Origin of the sequence: Leisingera sp. M658 (genome assembly GCF_025144145.1) — a bacterium.
Lineage (GTDB): Bacteria > Pseudomonadota > Alphaproteobacteria > Rhodobacterales > Rhodobacteraceae > Leisingera.
Genome location: NZ_CP083546.1, coordinates 3,863,129 through 3,881,067 on the forward strand (window position 1 = coordinate 3,863,129; position 17,939 = coordinate 3,881,067).

A 17,939-nucleotide genomic window follows, 5' to 3' on the forward strand; every position below is an offset into this window, starting at 1 on the left:
GCATGACCGACCGCCGCCGTACTCCCATGAACTCCCGCATCGCCGCCGTGCATCTGGCGGATGTTCCCGCCGGCCTGGAACCCGTGGAGGGGACCGCCGCCCGCATCGGCGTTCCGGTTGCAGACCTGTTGCGCACACCGGACGGCACCCGCGACCGCCAGCTTGTCTATGGCGAGCCGGTGACCGTCTACGAGGACCGGCAGGGCTGGTCATTCCTGCAAGCGGCCAAGGATTCCTACGTCGGATATGTGCCCGGCACTGCCCTCACGGCGCCGTTTGAAGCCACCCATTGGGTCAGCGCCCCGGCGACCCACAGCTATTCGGCGGATGACTTCAAATCGCCGGAGACGCAGGCGCTTAGCCACGGCAGCCGGGTGCAGGTCCTGGGCGGCGCAGGGCGGTTTCTTGAAACCGACTTGGGATTCATCCCCGCCTGCCACCTGTTGCCGCTGGGCGCCCATGCTGCTGATCCGGTGGCGGTGGCAGAATTATTTCTCGGCACGCCCTACCTCTGGGGCGGCAACAGCCGGTTCGGCATCGACTGCTCCGGCCTGGTGCAGGCGGCTCTGCTGGCCTGCGGCACGGCCTGCCCCGGCGACAGCAATATGCAGGAAGCAGAGTTGGGCGAACCCGCCCCTGATACAGACTACCAGCGCGGCGATCTGCTGTTCTGGAAGGGCCATGTCGCCATGGTCCGGGACGCGGAAACCCTGATCCACGCCAATGCCCACGATATGGCGGTGGCGATCGAAGCGATCGGCACGGCGATCAAACGTATTCAAGCCCAGGGCGACGGCCCGGTCACCGGACACAAACGGCTGGCGTAATCCGCATCAGCCGCCCCAAGCGGCAATAATCTTGCAAGATTATTGACCGGAAGATTTGAATTTTCCGGTCCCCGCGCGTCTGCAGCCCTCCCGTTAGTCCACGGACCGGATCAGCTTGCGTTCCAGCACCCGCAGAACGGTTTTCAGATCCCCCCCGCGCTTCAGAATATGCCCGTCCATGCCGACCACCGAATACTGCCCTTGCCGCACCCGCAGCTTGGGGCGCTTTTCGATCCGGTAAAGCGGGTGCTCTGCCGTGCGCCGGAAAACGGAGAAAACTGCCAGGTCGCGCAGGGAGGCAATGCCGTAATCGCGCCACTCCCCCGCGGCAACCATCCGCCCGTAGAGGGATAGAATGACCGACAATTCCCGCCGGTCGAACGCGACTTGCTGAGGGTAGGGAGATCCGGGAAAAGGCTGCACCTGATCAAAGCTCATAGATTAAAGGTTGCGCCGTTTCCGGGGCAAATCAAGGTTTATCCCCTTCGAATTTTCGTGTGATGCAGAAGGCGCACAGGCTCTGCCTCCTGTTTTCAGCCCGCTCCGGCCTGCCTCAGGCCGCCACCAGACCGCCGCAGCTAAGGCCCAGAATCTGCTCCAGCGCGCGCGCTCCAGGCGCCGTCAGCACCAGCCCGCGCTTGTGCCGGTGGCGTTTGACCCAGCCGCTGTCCAGTGCGTGATCCAGGATCAGCCGCCCCATCGGCCCCGCCACATGCAGCTTGCGCTCGGTCCAGTCCAGACAGGGCCGGGCAAAGGGCTGGCGGCCCGGTTTCTCAGGCAGAACAACCCCAAGTTTCAGCCATTCCCCGGCCGGAACAGCGCGAAAGGCGCCGTGTTCCTCGCGCAGCATCCCGCGGTCCAGAAGCGCGCGGGTCATCGCCACAGCCAAAGGCCCGGCCAAATGGTCATAGCAGCTGCGCACTTGTGCCAGATCCCCCGCCTTGCGCCGCTGCGCGCGGTGCAGGCTGTCCGCAGGCGCAATCGCCGCCAGCTGCTCCAGCGCATGGGCCACCTCCGGCCCTGCCAGCCGGTGATAGACACAGCGGCCGCGTTTTTCGGCCACCACCAGCCCGGCATCCTGCAACAGCCGCAAATGCGCCGAAGCGGTTTGCGGCGTCACCCCCGCAGCGGCAGCCAGTTCCTTGTTGGTATAGGCGCGCCCCTCCATCAGCTCGCACAGCATCTGCGTGCGGCTGGCGTCGCTGATGGCCTGGCCCAGAATGTCGAAACGCGGTGTGATCATGCTCTTACCCTAAGCGGTTCCCGCAGGCAGGCCCAAGCAAAACCCTTCGCTGCGCATCGAACTATCCGGCCCGTCACGCAAACGACCCATGACAGAACCAGCCCGGCGACAGCGCGCCGCCATGGGCAAAGAACAGCCACAGCCGTTCACCGCTGCGGGTCGCAACCACCCAGTAATCGCGCACGCCGCTGCGCCAGTTCGGATCCTCCAGCCACCATTCCGGGGCTATCCGCTCGGGGCCTTCTGCCGCCGCCGGCTCCCAGTCGCGCCCCCGCCAGCGGAAACGCTCCGGCACCTCAGGCCGCTCTGGCGCATGAACGAGTTCGGGCCGCCAGATCAGCAGCGGGCGCGGACGGGGCGGGCGCGGCCAGTCCCCGGCGGCAGGCTCAGACCAGGCTGCGGCCTGCACGGTGAAGGTCTTTTCCGGAATATGGCTCTCTGCCGGGTGGCAGCGGGTGATGGCCTCCAGCCCCAGCCGCGCGCCCAGACGCCCGATCAGATCTTCCAGCGCCGCGCCATCCTCCTGCCGCGCCTGCACCGCAGCACCCGCCTGCATATGGCCCGCGGGGGTGCGGGCGTGGATCGCTTCGGCCTGCAGCACCTCCAGCCGCAGCATATCGATGCCATAGCCCGCATCAATCTGTTCCAGCTTCATCTCCAGCAGCGGGCGGATGCGGTCCGGCGCGCGGCTGGCACGGGCCAGGCCCAGGGTCACGGCCTCCATTTCCTGGTCGCAGCGGTGCGCCTCCAGACGCAGCACCCGCGCGCCCTTGCCGCGCGCCTCCAGCCGGGCGCAGAGCCTGGGCAGCATCCGGTCAATGCCTGCCAGCAGATCTTCCATCAGCCCGATCGGCTCCGGCAGGGTCAGCCGCACCGCAAAGTGATCCGGGCTGCGCGCGGGCGAGACCGGCTCCGGCGCGCTGCCCATCGCCTGATCCAGCCGCAAGACCAGCCCGCGCCCGAACCGGCGCGCCAGGCCGGCCCGCGGCTGCCCCAGCAGATCGCCAATCCGGCGAAGCCCCAGCCGGTTCAGCTGCGCCACCGTGGCAGTGTCCAGCCGCAGCGCCGCCACCGGCAGCGGCCCAAGCGCGCCGTAAGCCTGCCCAGGCCCGGCAATCCGCCCCATCTGCGGCGGCGGCGCCTGCAGCTGCGGCGCCGCGCCGCCGCGGGTCCAGTGACGGCGCTTGGCGCTGTGCCCCGGCGTGCGTTTCTGCGCCCGGGCCCGGGTCGCGCGGGCCTCCTGATCGATGGCATCGCCCGAGCGGTCCGGCACGGCGTCCTCCCCCGCATAACGCGCCAGCGCCCAAGCCGCGCCCAGGGTATCCGCCAGCCCCATCTGCACGCTGAGGCCCATCTCCGCGCAATCGCGCCCCGCCGTCTCCATCAGCACCGCCTCGCTGCCGAACAGATGCGCGCAGCCGGTAAGGTCAAGGATCAGCCCGTCCTCCCCGGCTTCTGCCACCCAGGGGCTGAACTTCCCGGCCCAGCGCCTGAGGGCGGCCAGGAACGCCGCCTCAGCCGACCGGTTGCGCGGCCGCACCACCAGCGCCGCACACATCGCATGGGCATCGCGCAACGGCTGGCCCGGCTGCAAACCTTGTGCCGAAGCCGCCGTGTTTAACGCGGAAATAACCTGGGTGTTGGACACTTCTTCGGCAACGGCCAGCGGCCCGACAATGCCGCCGCGCTCTGCCCGCATGATACGTTCGGCGCCAAGGCGCGGAAACCAAAGCGATAAGATGCGGCGATGGGGCATGGGCAGATCGGGCAACAGGGGCCGGCGGGCGGCAGATTACAGGAGTTCCACAGCATATGTTCTTATTTTGTTCATGTCATGCGATTCGGCCGATCCGCCCGGGGGCCGCGCAATGACCATCCGCCTGTTCAAAACCATGGCCTTCATGGTCATTCTTGCGGCTCTTGCCATTGGCACCACCGCCCCGGTCACAGCCAGGGACGGCACCAGCAAGCACGTGACACGCAGAATGGCCCTGATGACCTCGCAAAAGGCCGCGATGGATGTGCTGACCAGCATGATGGCCGGGCGCACATATTTTGACCGGGACAGGGCCCGCGCGGCCCGGCGGCAGCTGATCAGATCCACCGGCACCATCCGCAAGCATTTCAAGAAGCCGCAGCTGGATCCGCGCTCTCATGCGCGGCCCTTGATCTGGCACGCCTGGAAGGATTTCAAAACCCGTGCAGACACCGCCGAAACGGCAGCCAGGAACCTCAGCACCCGGTCCCTGCCCGCCCTGCGCCGCACCCTGCCCAGCCTGATGCAAAGCTGTCTCAGCTGCCACGAGACCTACCGCAACACGCCCAACAACTTCACCACGCACTGAGGATGATCCGCAGGCATTAACCGGCACGCTCTGACCGGCACGCCCGCAGCCGTCAGGTGCCGAACCGCGCCATAAAGGTCTCGATCGCGCCGGCGATTACCCGCTCGCGTTCGGCCTCGGTAAAATGCTCGTCGATATTGAACAGGAAACGCAGGAAAATATCCGCCTTGCACAGCTCAATGAATTGCGCGGCAGCCAGGTCCGCATCCGGAATTGCCAGCTCGCCCCGCTCTGCGGCGATCTTCAGGTAATCGCGAATCTGCCCGTGCAAAACCATCGGGCCGCTTTCATAGAACATCGGCCCCAGCTCAGGGAAACGGTCGGCCTCGGCCACAAAGATGCGGAACAGCTGCAGGCTCAGACCACCTATCAGAACCGCGTGAACATGCTCCGCCGCCACCCGCAGCACCTCGCGCGGGCCGCAACTGCCCGCCGCCAGATCAAGCGACGCTTCAGACTGCTGCACGCAGACCGAACGCACCACTTCCATAAACAGCACCCGCTTGTCTGGGAAATAACTGTACAGCGTTGCCTTGGACACGCCCGCCGCCTTGGCAATGTTGTCAACACTCGCGCCCTCAAATCCGTCAGCCAGGAACACCTCGCGGGCCCCTGCCAGGACCTGATCAAATTTCCGGCCTGTACGCAGGACGCTGGCTTGCTGATTCATGCGGGTTCCTTTGGCTGCCTGCGGGTCTGGACCTAGTGTAGCCTCTGCTGCCGCATAGCAACAGCATAAGCCGCACCGTCTTGCGCTCCCTCGCGGAACCGTTATATTTAGAATCATTCTAAACTAAGGGGCAGCAGATGCGTTTTTTCACTCAGCGCAAGCGGTTTGCGGAGCTGACCGGGCAGGAGATCCTCGCCCTTGCGATCTCTTCCGAGGAGGATGATGCGCGTATCTACCGCGGCTATGCAGAGCGCCTGCGCGCAGAATTTCCGGCAACCGCGGCGATGTTCGACGGCATGGCCGCCGAGGAAGACGAACACCGCGCCCAGCTGATTACCCTGCACCAGGCCCGGTTCGGGCCCGCAATTCCGCTGATCCGGCGCGAGCATGTGGCGGGCTACTATGCCCGCCGCCCTATCTGGCTGATGGAAAACCTCAGCCTGGACCGCATCCGCGGCGAGGCCCGCGCGATGGAGCGCGACGCCGAACGCTTCTACACCGCTGCCGCCGCCCGCACCCGGGATGCTGCCACCCGCAGGCTGCTGGGTGATCTGGCCGCAGCTGAGGCCAGCCATCAGGCACGCGCAGGCGAATTGCAAGACACGCATCTGGACACGGATACGCGCCAGGACGAGGACCGTGCCGCCCACCGCCAGTTCGTGCTGACCTGGGTGCAGCCGGGGCTGGCCGGGCTGATGGACGGTTCGGTCTCCACCCTGGCGCCGATTTTTGCCACCGCCTTTGCCACCCAGGACACCTGGACCACATTTCTGGTCGGCATGGCGGCCTCGGTCGGGGCCGGCATCTCGATGGGCTTCACCGAGGCGGCTTCCGACGACGGAGAACTCTCTGGCCGCGGCTCGCCGCTGAAACGCGGGCTGACCTCCGGCATCATGACCACCGTGGGCGGCCTCGGCCACGCCCTGCCTTATCTGATCCCGGACTTCTGGACCGCCACCACGCTGGCGCTGCTGATCGTGTTTGTGGAGCTTTGGGCCATCGCCTGGATCCAGAACCGTTTCATGCAAACCTCGTTCTGGCGCGCCACCATGCAGGTCGTGCTGGGCGGCGCCCTGGTGCTGGGCGCCGGTATGCTGATCGGCAGTGGCTGAGTTCCGCAGAGGAAGCACTCCCGCCCGCTCCGGAGCAGCCAAAGGCTGCCCCTCCCCGGTTGGGCCCGGCAGCGCTGACGCGCTGCGGGTGCGCCTTTGGTTACACCGGGCTTCTCAGGGTCAAGGTCGGCAAAGCCGCCGCCCGCTAGCGCGGTCTAACATTGAGGGTGTCATGGCCAGTCTCACAATTGACTTGGTGCTCTTTTGGCACACCTGCCCTTAAAGCGCGTCTCAGCAGAACCGCATGCCCCGTGCGCAGCACGGGGCCACGCCCAACTGCGAAAGGCATTCCGAAGGATGCCCATGAGCAGGCGGGAGCACACCCCTTTTGCCAAAAACAGCCTTTGCCAATTGGTCAGCTCTTGTTACCAATCCCCATGGCCGAGATCTTCTTCCGCACCCTGCCCTTCTTTGCAATCATCGGCCTCGGCTACTGGGCCGGGCGCAGCCGCTTCTTTACTGAGGAAGCCACCGCCTACCTCACCCGCTTTGTCTTCTACTTCCCGCTTTCGGCCATGATCTTCGGCTTTGCCGCCAATCTCTCCTTTGCCGAGGTCTTTGACCCCGCTTTGATCCTCGGCTATCTGGCGGGCACCCTGGCGGTCTACCTGCTGGTGACAGCCGTGGCCGTGTTCCGCGGGCTGGACATGCCCACCGCGGCGGTTGAGGCGCAATGCGCGGCGATCGGCAATGTCGGCTTTCTCGGCCTGCCGATGATGGCGATCCTGTTCGGGCCGGCCTCGGTGGCGCCGATGATGGTGGTGCTGAGCGTCGATCTGGTGGTGTTTTCCTCGCTGATCGTCATCCTGATCAACACGGGCCGCGGCCAGGGGTTTGGATTGGCAACGCTGAAACTGGTGGGGCTTGGCCTGCTGAAGAACCCGATGATCCTATCCATTGTTGCGGGCCTCGCCTGGTCAGCCTCCGAGCTGCCGATCCCGGCGCCGGCAAACGACTTCCTCACAATCCTCGGCGGCGCTGCCACCCCCGGAGCCCTCTTTGCCATCGGCGCCTCGCTCGCCTCGAAATCGGCGGAACGGGTGCAGATCTCCGGCTGGCTCAGCTTTGCCAAGCTGGTGCTGCACCCGGCCTGCGTCGCCATCGCTGTGCTGTGGCTGATCCCCGCCGCGCCGTTTTCTGCTGCCGTCGCCATCGCTGCCGCATCGCTGCCGGTCGCGGGTAATGTCTACATGCTGGCGCAGCATTACGGTGTGGCGCCGCACCGGGCCTCCGCCGCTATCCTGATCTCGACCGTGCTGTCGATCATCACCGTGCCTGCGGTGATCGCCTGGGTGTCCTGACGCCGCTCTATAGGCGAATCACGTAATCCTTGCGGGTGGTCTCGATCACTTCCCAGGTGCCGCTGAAACCGGGGCGCAGGATGAAACTGTCGCCTGCCGCCAGCGGATACTCAGCGCCGTCGTCGCTGGTGATCACCGACCGCCCCTGCAGGATCCGGCAGTATTCCCATTCGTCATAAGAAATCCGCCACTTGCCCGGAGTCGATTGCCAGATGCCGCAGTAAAGCCCGTCCCGCTCCTCTGCATTCCAGGTGGTGAACACCGGGTCGCCCGCAACCACCTTGGCCGGATCCGGGCGTTCGGTTTCCGGTTCGGCGGCGCTGGTGGTCAGTCTTTGAAAATCGCTCATATCTCTGTCGCTCCCTGTTTTCCGGCCGCAGACTGTTCCGGCATTCCGGCCCGGTGTCCAGCGCCCGCTCCGCCAATTCCCCGCGCAACCGCCGCTCTCACCCCGCTCTGTTTGCGAAATCGCAAGCCTTCTGCCGCAAAAACGGGCATTGCTGCCGCCCGCCCGCTGGACGCCGGCACAATCTGCGGATAGCGATAGGGCTAACAGATTTAAGGAGCCTCACCGATGGAAACCGTTTCCGAGAACCGTGCCTTTGGCGGCACCCAGGGCGTCTACAAACACGCCAGCAGCGCCACCGGCGGCGACATGACATTCGGCCTGTTCCTGCCGGAAGAGGCCAAAGACGGCCCGGTGCCGGTGCTGTGGTATCTGTCTGGTCTCACCTGCACCCACGAGAACGCGATGTCCAAGGCGGGCGCCCAGGCCTGGTGCGCCGAGCAGGGCATCGCCATCGTCTTCCCTGACACCAGCCCCCGCGGCGAAAGCGTGGCGGACGATGACGCCTATGACCTGGGCCAGGGCGCGGGTTTCTATGTGAACGCCACGCAACAGCCCTGGGCGCCGCATTTCCGCATGTGGGACTATGTGGCAGAGGAACTGCCCGCACTCTTGGGCGAAAAATTTGCCATCGACCTCAGCCGTCAGGCGATCACCGGTCACTCTATGGGCGGCCACGGCGCGCTGACGCTGGCGATGAACCTGCCGGGCCGCTACAAATCGGTCTCCGCCTTTGCGCCGATCTGCAACCCCACCGCATCGGATTGGGGCCGCAAGCAGCTGGCCGCTTATCTGGGCGAAGACGAATCCGTCTGGGCCAAACACGACGCCGCCCGTCTGATGCAGGAGAAAGGCTTTGACGGCCCGATCCTGATCGACACCGGCACCTCTGACCAGTTCATCGACCTCCTGAAGCCCGAGGCGCTGGCCCACGCGGTGGCCGAACGCCGCCAGCAGGCCACCCTGCGGATGCAGCCGGGCTATGACCACAGCTATTTCTTCGTGTCCACCTTCATGGAGGAGCATGTCTCCTTCCATGCCGACGCGCTGTACCAGAACTAAAAGACAAAGGACGCGGCCATGAGTGAAGACTTTGATTATGACCTGATCATCATCGGCTCCGGCCCCTCGGGCCGCTCCGCTGCCATTCAGGCAGGCAAGCTGCACCGCCGGGTGCTGGTGATCGACCGCAAGGACCGGCTGGGGGGCGTGTCGGTGCACACTGGCACCATCCCGTCGAAAACCCTGCGCGAAACCGTGCTGAACCTCTCGGGCTGGCGCGAACGCAGCTTCTATGGCCGTTCCTACCGGGTGAAGGATGACATCCTTGCCGAGGATCTGAAGGCGCGCCTGCACAAGACCCTGGATCACGAGGTTGACGTGCTGGAACACCAGTTCAACCGCAACCATGTGGACACGCTGATGGGGCTGGCGAAATTCATCGGCCCGAACGAGGTCGAGGTCGCCACCGAAGCCGGCGAAACCACCCGGCTCACGGCAGAGAAATTTCTGATCTCCACCGGCACCCGCACCTACCGCCCGGATTACGTGCCGTTCAATGGCCGCACCGTGGTGGACGGCGATGATTTCCTTGAGATGGCGGATATCCCGCGCTCGCTGGTGGTGATTGGCGCCGGCGTGATCGGGGTGGAATATGCCACCATGTTCTCGGCGCTTGATGTGCGCGTCACCCTGATTGAGCCGCGCGAGAGCTTCCTTGATTTCATCGACAAGACCCTGATCCAGGAATTCACCCATCAGATCCGTGAAAACGGCGTTGATCTGCGGCTCGGCTCCGCGGTGGAAACCATCGAAGACGCAGGCGAGCATGTCGAAGTGACCCTGGCCAACGGCCGCCATGTGCGGGCTGAAATGCTGCTGTTTGCGGCCGGGCGCCTGGGCGCCACGGCCTCGCTGAATCTCGAGGCGACCGGGCTGAAGACCGACCACCGCGGCCGCCTCAGTGTTGACCGCAAGACTTACCAGACCGAAGTGCCCCACATCTATGCCGCCGGCGATGTGATCGGCCATCCGTCGCTCGCCTCCACCTCGCTGCAGCAGGGCCGGGTTGCCGCCTGCCATGCGCTCGACACGCCTACCATGCCCGAAAGCCCCTGGTACCCCTATGGCATCTACTCGGTGCCGGAAATGTCCACCTGCGGCATGTCCGAGGAAGAGCTGCAGGAGCGCGGCATTCCTTACGAGGTCGGCGTCGCCCGCTTCCGCGAAACCTCGCGCGGGCATATCATGGGGCTGGAGCACGGCATGCTGAAAATGCTGCTGTCGCTGAAAACCCGCCGGGTGCTGGGCGTCCAGATCGTTGGCGAAGGCGCAACCGAACTGATCCACATCGGCCAGGCGGTGATGAACCTGCAAGGCACGGTGGACTACTTTGTGCAGAACACCTTCAACTACCCGACCCTTGCCGAGGCGTACAAAATCGCCGGCCTCGACGCCTTCAACCGGATGCCGATTCCGGAGGAGTTCAAGGTGAAGAAGCACGCCCGCAAGGCTAAGGCCAAACCCGCCCCCAAGACAGAGACAGCCCCTGAGCCCGAGAAGAAGGCAGCCGAGTGACCGCCCTCTACATCGACGCCGACGCCTGCCCGGTCAAACAAGAGGCCGAGCGGGTCGCCACCCGCCACGGGCTGCGCATGTTCGTAGTCTCCAACGGCGGGCTGCGCCCCTCGCAGAATCCGCTGGTGGAAAATGTGATCGTGTCTGAGGGCGCCGATGTCGCCGACATGTGGATCGCAGACCGCTGCGGCCCTGGCGATGTGGTGGTAACGGGCGACATCCCCCTTGCCGCCAAATGCATCGAAGCAGGCGCACGCGTGCTGCGCCACAACGGCGAGCGGTTTACCGAGGCCAATATCGGCCAGCAACTGGCAATGCGCGACCTGATGGCTGACCTGCGCGCTGCCAATCCGCTGGGGGCAGGCGGCAGCGGCAAGGGCTTTACCAAGGCCGACCGCTCGCGGTTCCTGGATGCGCTGGAACGCGAGCTAAGGGCAGCAAAACAGGCCTGATTCCGGGTCAAGGATCTGCGGGAGCAGGCCGCCGAAGACCCGGACAGGCGCGTTCAGGGGCAGGAAACAGGAGGGCAACGGCATGAGCGCAGACATAAAGATCAGCGTCCCCGGCCTGTTCGCCGCCGCCGGTGCCGGCGTTGCATTCTCGGTCATCGACATGATCTTCAAGTTCCTGTCGGGCGACTACCCGCTTTATGAAATGGTGCTGTTCCGCTCCGTCATCGCGGTGGCGGTAATGCTTGCCATCATCGTACCGCTGGAGGGCGGCTACCACCTCTTGCGCACCCACCAGCCGAAACTGCACCTTGCGCGCTGCCTGGTGGTGTTCTTTGCCAATATCTGCTTTTTCACCGGCCTCACCCTGCTGCCGCTGGCAGAGGCAGTAGCGATTGCCTTTGCCACGCCATTGATCGTCACCGCCCTGTCGGCGCTGTTTCTGGGCGAACGTCCCGGCCCCTGGCGCTGGGGCGCAGTGTTTGCCGGCTTCCTGGGCGTGCTGATCATCATGCGCCCCGGCGCCGGCAGCTTCCAGGCCGCTGCCATCCTTCCCTTTCTGGGCGCCTGCGGCTATGCCACGCTGCACGTGCTGACCCGCCGCGCCGGCAGCAGCGAAGCCGGCGCCACGCTCGCATTTTATCCGATGATGGGCTTTCTGATCCTCAGCGCCCTGGGTGGTCTTGCCTTTGGCGACGGCCGTTTCTCTACCGGCGACAGCCCGGCCTTCGACTTCATCCTGCGCGCCTGGATCTGGCCCGCGCCGCAGGACTGGCCTTATCTGATCGGCGTCGGCATTGCAGGCTCTGCGGGCGGCTATCTGGTCAGCCAGGCCTACCGCATGAACGAGGCCGCGCTGGCCGCACCGTTTGAGTACATCGCCATGCCGATGTCGGTCCTATGGGGCGTGCTGATCTTCAACGAATGGCCCGACCTGCCGGTCTGGCTCGGCAGCGCCCTGATCATCGCCTCCGGCCTGGTCTCCGTCTGGCGCGAGACCCGCCGCAACCGCCCCGCGCCGCGTCCCCGCCCGCGCGCAGAAGGATAAGCCACATGCCCATTGACGCCGTCGTCTTCGACATTGGCCGCGTGCTGATCGAGTGGGAGCCGGAACGCTTCTACGACAGCCGCATCGGCACGGACCGCCGCCGCCAGCTGTTTGCCCAGGTGCCGCTGCATGAAATGAACCTGAATGTCGACCGCGGCCACCCCTTCCGAGAGAGTGTTTACGCGCTAGCAGAGCAGCACCCGGAGTGGTCTGAGGAAATCCGCTGGTGGCACGGCTGCTGGCTACAGATGGTCCCGCGGGCCATCCCCCATTCTGTCCGCCTGATGCAGGGCCTGCAGGCCACAGGCACGCCTGTTTTCGCCCTCAGCAACTTCGGCGCCGAGACCTTTGAGCTGGCCTGCGGTTCCTATCCGTTCTTGCGTAGCTTTGACCGCACATTTGTCTCTGCCCATTTGAAATGCATCAAGCCAGAGGCGGAAATCTATGCCATTCTCGAACGTGATACAGGGGTAGCGCCGGACCGGCTGCTGTTCACCGACGACCGCCTAGAGAACATCGAGGCCGCCACAATACGCGGCTGGCAGACCCATCTGTTCACAACCCCCGCCCTCCTGGCGGCGCGGCTGGTGCAGGCAAAGCTGCTAACAGAACATGAGGCCGCCTGAGACGGCACACGATAAAGGAAGACAGGCACATGAGCATCCCATTCATCGGGTTTGACGAGGGCGAAGCGCTGCTCGATTGGATCAGTTTCACGGACGCGCTGGCTGCCAGCCACGATTTGCCCAAGGCCGGGATCGGCGATACATTCCTCTACCGCGATCCTGACACGCTGCTCAGCCGCTCCGCCTGGATTGACGGCATGGGCCTGGCAGTGAAGACAGCCAACGTCTTCCCGGGCAACCCCGGCGCAGGCAAGCCGATGATCAACGGTTCCGTCTGCCTCTACTCGGACGCGGACGGCACGCTTGAGGCGCTGGTCGACTTCCACCTGGTCACCAAGTGGAAGACCGCGGGCGACAGCCTGCTCGGTGCCCTGCGGCTGGCCAACCCCGCCGCCCGCGAAGTGCTGATCGTCGGCGCCGGCACCGTCGGCGGCTCCCTGATCGAAGCCTTCGGCGCCGGCTTCCCGCAGGCGCAGATCCGGGTCTGGAACCGCACCGGTTCCAAGGCCGGGAACCTCTGTGCCAAATACCCCGGCACCCTCCACGCGCCGGAGCTGGAAACCGCCGTCAGGGCGGCGGATATCATCGTCACCTGCACCATGTCCTCCGAGCCGGTGATCAAGGGCGAATGGCTCAGCCCCGGCCAGCACCTCAACCTGATCGGCGCCTACCGCCCCGACATGCGCGAAGCAGACGACGAGGCCCTGAGGCGCGCGCAGATCTTTTGCGACAGTTTCGATACCACCCTGGACCACATCGGCGAATTCAAGATCCCGCTGGCTGCCGGCACCATCCAGCGCAGCGACGTGCTGGCGGACTTCTATGCCCTCAGCCGGTTCCAGGCCTATGACCCGGATCGGATCACGCTGTTCAAGAACGGCGGCGGTGCCCATCTGGACCTGATGACCAGCCACCACATCCTGCAGAAATGGAAGGCCAAGGCATGATCTGGCTGCTGGTCCTTGTTGTTCTGCTGATCGCCGCCGCGCCTTTCCTGCGCGAACGCCTGCGCAAGCCGATGAACAGCCAGGCCCGGCAATCCGCCCCCGGCGCCTTCGCGCAGCTCTCCGGCGGGCTGACACACTACCGCTGGTCCGGTCCCTTGCGCGGGCCGGTTGCGGTCTGCGTGCACGGCCTCACCACACCGTCGTTTGTCTGGGACGGCGTCGCCCGGGGACTGGCCGCCATGGGCTACCGGGTGCTGAGCTATGACCTCTACGGGCGCGGCTACTCGGACCGCCCGGAAGGGCTGCAGGACAGCCGTTTCTTCACCACCCAGCTGGAACAGCTGCTGCAGGATCAGGAGGTCGGCGATGATTTCACCCTGATCGGCTATTCCATGGGCGGCGCCATCGCCACCGCATTTGCCGCCGCTCACCCCACCCGCCTGCGCGAGCTGATCCTGCTGGCGCCGGCCGGCTTCGGCAGCAGCCAGGGGCGCCTTACCCGGATGATCCGGCATGTGCCGCTGATGGGCAGCTGGCTGATGCACGCGCTCTACCCGGCCCTGCACATCCGCAGCACCGAGGCCGAGCGCAACCTGCCAACCTCGGTGCCCGGCATCACCGACCTGCAGCAACGCGAGCTGGGCTTTCAGGGCTTCATCCCCGCCGTGCTCACCGCCCTGCGCGGCATCCTGAACGAAGATTTCACCGATGAGCTGCGCGGCCTGCACAAGGCCGGTGTGCCGGCGCTGGTGATCTGGGGCCAGGACGACGCAGTGATCCCGCCAAACTCCGCCGGCCGCCTGGCCGAACGCGCCCGCTCGGTCCGCCAGGAGGAAATCCCGGGCGCGGGCCACGGCCTGCCTTACACCCACTCGGACGAGGTGCTGCAGATCATCGCCGAAAACCACCGCCGCGGCCTGATGTGACACCCGCGGATAGGCCCCTTTTGCTTCATCTTTGCAGAAATACTCCGGGGTCCGGGGCTGGCCCCGGTCCGGCAGCCGGCATCACAGCAAACCGCCGGCGTTACCCCGCCGCCACCGCAGTCCGCAGCGGACGTTCCTTCACCGGCAGATGCACAATCGCGCTGAACGCCCCGACACCGACACCGATCCACCACACAAAGGTGTAATCGCCATAAGCGTCATACATCCGCCCGCCCAGCCAGACGCCCAGGAAGCTGCCCAGCTGGTGGCTGAAAAACACGATCCCGTAAAGCGTGCCCATATAACGCAGCCCGTAGATATGCGCGACCAGGCCTGAGGTCAGCGGCACCGTCGCCAGCCACATGGACCCCATCGCAACCGAGAAGATGATCACGCTCATGGGGGTGATCGGGAACATGATGAATGCCGCCGCCGCAATCGTCCGCCCGGTGTAAATCGCCGCCAGCAGGTATTTCTTGGAATACCGCTTGCCCAGATAGCCCGCCAGCAGCGTGCCGCCCACATTGGCCGCCCCGATCAATGAGATCGCAGCCGCCCCCAGCGCAGAGGTGGTGGTAATGCCCAATGAGTGCAGCGCCCCGCCCGGCAGGATCGGTCCGCACATCTCGGTCACGAACGCCGGGAAATGCGCTGTGACAAAAGCCAGCTGATAGCCGCAGCTGAAAAAGCCGAGGAAGATCAGCGTGTAAGACGGGTCCTTGAAAGCCTTCACCAGGATCGCGCCCATGCTCTCTTCCAGCTCTGCCTTGCCGGCGGTCTCCGGCGCCCGCATCAGCGGCAGCAAGGCAATCAGCGCCAGCACCACACCCGCAAACACCAGAAAAATCGTCTGCCAGGGCAGAAAGCCCAGCATCCACTCCGCCGTGGGTGCACCGAAAATCTGCCCCGCGGACCCTGCTGCGGTGACAATCGCCAGCGACATCGAGCGGTTCTCGTCGGAACTCGCCCGCCCGACAACCGCCAGCACCACGCCAAAACCGGTGCCCGCAATGCCAAAGCCCACCAGCCATTCATAGCTTTGCATTTCAAACGGCGTCGTCGCCCAGGAGCTCAGCACCAGCCCGGCCGCATAGACAATTGCCCCCATGACGATCGCCTTGCGGTCGCCGACCTTCTCGGCGATGGCGCCGAATATCGGCTGGCCGATGCCCCAGGCCAGGTTCTGAATGGCAATCGCCAATGAGAACTCCGAGCGCAGCCAGCCGAACTCCTCAGCAATCGGGATCTGGAACACCCCGAACGAGGCCCGCACCGCAAAGCTCACCATGATGATAATGCAGCCGACGATCAGAACGGGGGTAAACAGCGGCGCGGGACGGTCCATGGGGTCTCTCCTGACAGGCCGCGCAACCCTCGGGGAAATTTGCCTCACGGTCAAATCAGGAATATTGCGCACATCATTAAGAATTATTGATGTGAAGCCGGCACTTCCCGGCCGCCATCCAATCCTGCACTCTTCCTGCACCTGGGTCACTGCGGCGCTTCCCATCCCCAGCGCCCCGCGCTATCCCTGTCCCATGACCCATCTGACCACGCTGTACCGGCAGAAGATCGACGCGGGCGAATTGAAGCCCGATCCGGCCCAGGAGGCCGTGCTTCCCCATTTCGACCGCATCGCCGAAGGGCTGATGGCGCCGCCGGTGAAACGCGGTTTCTTCCGCAAGGCGGAATATGAACCGGTCCAGGGGCTCTACCTCTGGGGCGGGGTGGGCCGCGGCAAGTCGATGCTGATGGATCTGTTTGTCGACAGCCTGGAGGACATCCCCGCCCGCCGGGTGCACTTCCACGCCTTCATGCAGGAAATCCACACCCAATTGCACGAAGCCCGCCAAAGCGGGGTGGAGGATGCGCTGGCCCCGGTGGCCAAGGCGGTTGCGGACTCGGTGCGCCTGCTGGCCTTTGACGAGATGCAGATCACCGACATCACCGACGCGATGATCGTGGGACGCCTGTTCGAGGCGCTGTTTGCCGCCGGCGTCACCGTGATCACAACTTCCAACCGGGTGCCGGACGACCTGTATAAAAACGGGCTGAACCGGCAGCTGTTCCTGCCCTTCATTGATCTCATCAAGGTTCAGATGCACGTGCATGAGATGGTCAGCCCGACCGATTACCGCCAGCACCGTCTGACCGGTGCCCAGGTCTATTTCGCCCCCGTCGATACCGAGGCCCGCGCGCAGATCCGCGCCATCTGGACCGATCTTTCCGGTGGCCCGGCGCAGCCGCTGACGCTGGAGGTGAAGGGCCGCGAAGTGACCTTGCCCGCCTTCCGCAACGGGGTCGCGCGCGCCGCCTTCTATGATCTGTGCGGCAAGATGCTGGGTCCCGGCGACTATCTCGCCATCGCCGAAGAGGTGAAGGTGCTGGTGCTGGAGGACATCCCCCGTCTCTCCCGTAACAACTTCAACGAGGCCCGGCGCTTTGTGACCCTGATTGATGCCCTGTACGAGGCCAAGGTGCGGCTGATCTGCTCGGCGGCGGCGCAGCCTGAAATGCTTTATGTCGAGGGCGAAGGCACCTTTGAGTTCGAACGCACAGCCTCGCGCCTGCGCGAAATGCAGGACAAGGATTGGGGAGCCGCCACCCTATGATTGTCCGCGATACGCCCAGCCGCTGGGAGATTTTTCTGATCCTGAACGGGTCGGTGGTGCCGCGCATCCTGCCCAATATCATCGGCGCCGCGCTTTGGGCGCTCTTGGTGCTGGTGCTGGACCGCTACATTGTTGCGATGCCGCAGATTTCCATCGGCGCCATGGGGGTGTTCGGCCTGTCGCTGTCGCTGTTCCTCAGCTTTCGCAACAACGCCGCCTATGACCGCTGGTGGGAGGCGCGCAAGATCTGGGGCCGCATGGTCTCGGACGTGCGCAGCCTGGCGCAGGAGCTGCGGATCTTTGCCGGCCAAGGCCCGGATGAGGATTACATCCTGACCCGCATTCTGGCCTTTCACCACCTGCACCGCGCCCAGCTGCGCGGCGATGAGGTGGCCGAAACGGTCCACCGCTGGGTCGGCGGTGAAGACGCCGATCAGCTCATGAAAACGGAAAACAGCCCGAACGCCGCCCTCAGGGACATCGCCACCCGCCTGCGCGGCATGGCCGAGGCGGGCCGTATCGACGGGTTCGGCCAGCGCGCCCTGGCTGAACGTCTGGCCGCCTTTCCAACTGCGCAGGCCGGCAACGAGCGGCTGCTGACCACGCCCTTGCCTTTCGTCTATTCGCTGCTGGTCTGGCGCACCACGTATCTGTACTGCCTGCTGCTGCCCTTTGCCCTTCTGGACAGTGCAGGCTGGTTCGAACCGCTGGTGGCGGCGGTGGTGGCTTATGTGTTCTTCGGCCTGGCCGAGGTCACCCATGAGCTGGAACACCCGTTCCGCAAACAGGCCAACTCAGTTCCGCTCAGCGCGATGTGCCGGGTGATGGAAATCTCGGTCTGCAATGCGCTGGGGCGCGACGTGCCGCCCAAGCTGGAACCCGTGGACTACGTTCTGGACTAGTGGCTGAA

Annotated in this window: 19 protein-coding genes; 13 read left to right on the forward strand and 6 right to left on the reverse strand. The window is 65.0% G+C overall.

Annotated features, from left to right (window positions below; translation table 11 throughout):
• Positions 1 to 2: 2 nt before the first annotated feature.
• A complete protein-coding gene (locus tag K3724_RS18895; protein ID WP_259988169.1) occupies positions 3 to 827 on the forward strand; it encodes a C40 family peptidase in 825 nt (274 codons plus the stop codon).
• 93 nt (positions 828 to 920) lie between these two features.
• Here K3724_RS18895 and K3724_RS18900 read toward each other — a convergent pair whose 3' ends face one another.
• The 3 genes from K3724_RS18900 to K3724_RS18910 form a co-directional block, all read right to left on the reverse strand.
• Positions 921 to 1,265 carry a DUF2794 domain-containing protein gene (locus K3724_RS18900; RefSeq protein ID WP_259988171.1) on the reverse strand — a complete coding sequence of 115 codons (345 nt, stop codon included), beginning with the start codon at positions 1,263 to 1,265 and terminating at the stop codon, positions 921 to 923.
• Between the two features lie 115 nt (positions 1,266 to 1,380).
• Positions 1,381 to 2,070, reverse strand: coding sequence for a helix-turn-helix transcriptional regulator (locus K3724_RS18905; RefSeq protein WP_259988173.1), 690 nt, complete (start codon positions 2,068 to 2,070; stop codon positions 1,381 to 1,383).
• 73 nt (positions 2,071 to 2,143) lie between these two features.
• Entirely contained in the window at positions 2,144 to 3,826 is a 1,683-nt protein-coding gene (locus K3724_RS18910; RefSeq protein ID WP_259988175.1) for a DNA polymerase Y family protein, read from the reverse strand.
• A gap of 112 nt (positions 3,827 to 3,938) precedes the next feature.
• Here K3724_RS18910 and K3724_RS18915 point away from each other — a divergent pair, with 112 nt between their 5' ends.
• Positions 3,939 to 4,415, forward strand: a complete 477-nt coding sequence (locus tag K3724_RS18915) for a cytochrome c (RefSeq protein WP_259988177.1) — start codon at positions 3,939 to 3,941, stop codon at positions 4,413 to 4,415.
• A gap of 52 nt (positions 4,416 to 4,467) precedes the next feature.
• On the opposite strand, the gene K3724_RS18920 is transcribed toward K3724_RS18915, so the two are convergent.
• Entirely contained in the window at positions 4,468 to 5,085 is a 618-nt protein-coding gene (locus K3724_RS18920; protein ID WP_259988178.1) for a TetR/AcrR family transcriptional regulator, read from the reverse strand.
• A 137-nt stretch (positions 5,086 to 5,222) separates the two neighbouring features.
• Between K3724_RS18920 and mbfA the strand changes: the two genes are divergently transcribed.
• Both mbfA and K3724_RS18930 read left to right on the forward strand, forming a co-directional pair.
• Positions 5,223 to 6,197, forward strand: a complete 975-nt coding sequence (mbfA, locus tag K3724_RS18925) for an iron exporter MbfA (RefSeq protein WP_259988180.1) — start codon at positions 5,223 to 5,225, stop codon at positions 6,195 to 6,197.
• A 377-nt stretch (positions 6,198 to 6,574) separates the two neighbouring features.
• Positions 6,575 to 7,498 carry an AEC family transporter gene (locus tag K3724_RS18930; protein WP_259988182.1) on the forward strand — a complete coding sequence of 308 codons (924 nt, stop codon included), beginning with the start codon at positions 6,575 to 6,577 and terminating at the stop codon, positions 7,496 to 7,498.
• A gap of 7 nt (positions 7,499 to 7,505) precedes the next feature.
• On the opposite strand, the gene K3724_RS18935 is transcribed toward K3724_RS18930, so the two are convergent.
• On the reverse strand, positions 7,506 to 7,847 hold the full coding sequence (locus K3724_RS18935; RefSeq protein WP_259988184.1) for a cupin domain-containing protein: 342 nt from the start codon (positions 7,845 to 7,847) through the stop codon (positions 7,506 to 7,508).
• 225 nt (positions 7,848 to 8,072) lie between these two features.
• On the opposite strand from K3724_RS18935, the gene fghA reads away from it, so the two are divergent.
• The 7 genes from fghA to K3724_RS18970 all read left to right on the forward strand — a co-directional run bounded on the left by fghA (position 8,073) and on the right by K3724_RS18970 (position 14,417).
• Complete coding sequence (fghA, locus tag K3724_RS18940; RefSeq protein ID WP_259988186.1) at positions 8,073 to 8,906, forward strand: S-formylglutathione hydrolase; 834 nt, start codon at positions 8,073 to 8,075, stop codon at positions 8,904 to 8,906.
• 18 nt (positions 8,907 to 8,924) lie between these two features.
• A complete protein-coding gene (gene sthA / locus K3724_RS18945; protein ID WP_259988188.1) occupies positions 8,925 to 10,421 on the forward strand; it encodes a Si-specific NAD(P)(+) transhydrogenase in 1,497 nt (498 codons plus the stop codon).
• Positions 10,418 to 10,873, forward strand: a complete 456-nt coding sequence (locus K3724_RS18950; RefSeq protein WP_237456484.1) for a YaiI/YqxD family protein — start codon at positions 10,418 to 10,420, stop codon at positions 10,871 to 10,873. Before sthA ends, K3724_RS18950 begins: the two co-directional genes overlap by 4 nt.
• An 82-nt stretch (positions 10,874 to 10,955) precedes the next feature.
• Positions 10,956 to 11,918, forward strand: coding sequence for a DMT family transporter (locus tag K3724_RS18955; RefSeq protein WP_259988194.1), 963 nt, complete (start codon positions 10,956 to 10,958; stop codon positions 11,916 to 11,918).
• A 5-nt stretch (positions 11,919 to 11,923) separates the two neighbouring features.
• Positions 11,924 to 12,544, forward strand: a complete 621-nt coding sequence (locus K3724_RS18960) for an HAD-IA family hydrolase (RefSeq protein ID WP_259988196.1) — start codon at positions 11,924 to 11,926, stop codon at positions 12,542 to 12,544.
• 29 nt (positions 12,545 to 12,573) lie between these two features.
• On the forward strand, positions 12,574 to 13,491 hold the full coding sequence (locus K3724_RS18965) for an ornithine cyclodeaminase family protein (protein ID WP_259988198.1): 918 nt from the start codon (positions 12,574 to 12,576) through the stop codon (positions 13,489 to 13,491).
• On the forward strand, positions 13,488 to 14,417 hold the full coding sequence (locus K3724_RS18970; protein ID WP_259988199.1) for an alpha/beta fold hydrolase: 930 nt from the start codon (positions 13,488 to 13,490) through the stop codon (positions 14,415 to 14,417). Before K3724_RS18965 ends, K3724_RS18970 begins: the two co-directional genes overlap by 4 nt.
• A 100-nt stretch (positions 14,418 to 14,517) precedes the next feature.
• Here the strand turns inward: K3724_RS18970 and K3724_RS18975 are convergent, their stop codons facing one another.
• Positions 14,518 to 15,762 carry an MFS transporter gene (locus K3724_RS18975; RefSeq protein WP_259988201.1) on the reverse strand — a complete coding sequence of 415 codons (1,245 nt, stop codon included), beginning with the start codon at positions 15,760 to 15,762 and terminating at the stop codon, positions 14,518 to 14,520.
• A 193-nt stretch (positions 15,763 to 15,955) separates the two neighbouring features.
• Between K3724_RS18975 and zapE the strand changes: the two genes are divergently transcribed.
• Both zapE and K3724_RS18985 read left to right on the forward strand, forming a co-directional pair.
• Positions 15,956 to 17,029, forward strand: a complete 1,074-nt coding sequence (gene zapE, locus K3724_RS18980) for a cell division protein ZapE (RefSeq protein WP_259988203.1) — start codon at positions 15,956 to 15,958, stop codon at positions 17,027 to 17,029.
• Positions 17,026 to 17,931, forward strand: coding sequence for a bestrophin family protein (locus tag K3724_RS18985; RefSeq protein ID WP_259988205.1), 906 nt, complete (start codon positions 17,026 to 17,028; stop codon positions 17,929 to 17,931). The genes zapE and K3724_RS18985 overlap by 4 nt, the downstream gene beginning before the upstream one ends.
• Positions 17,932 to 17,939: the final 8 nt, after the last annotated feature.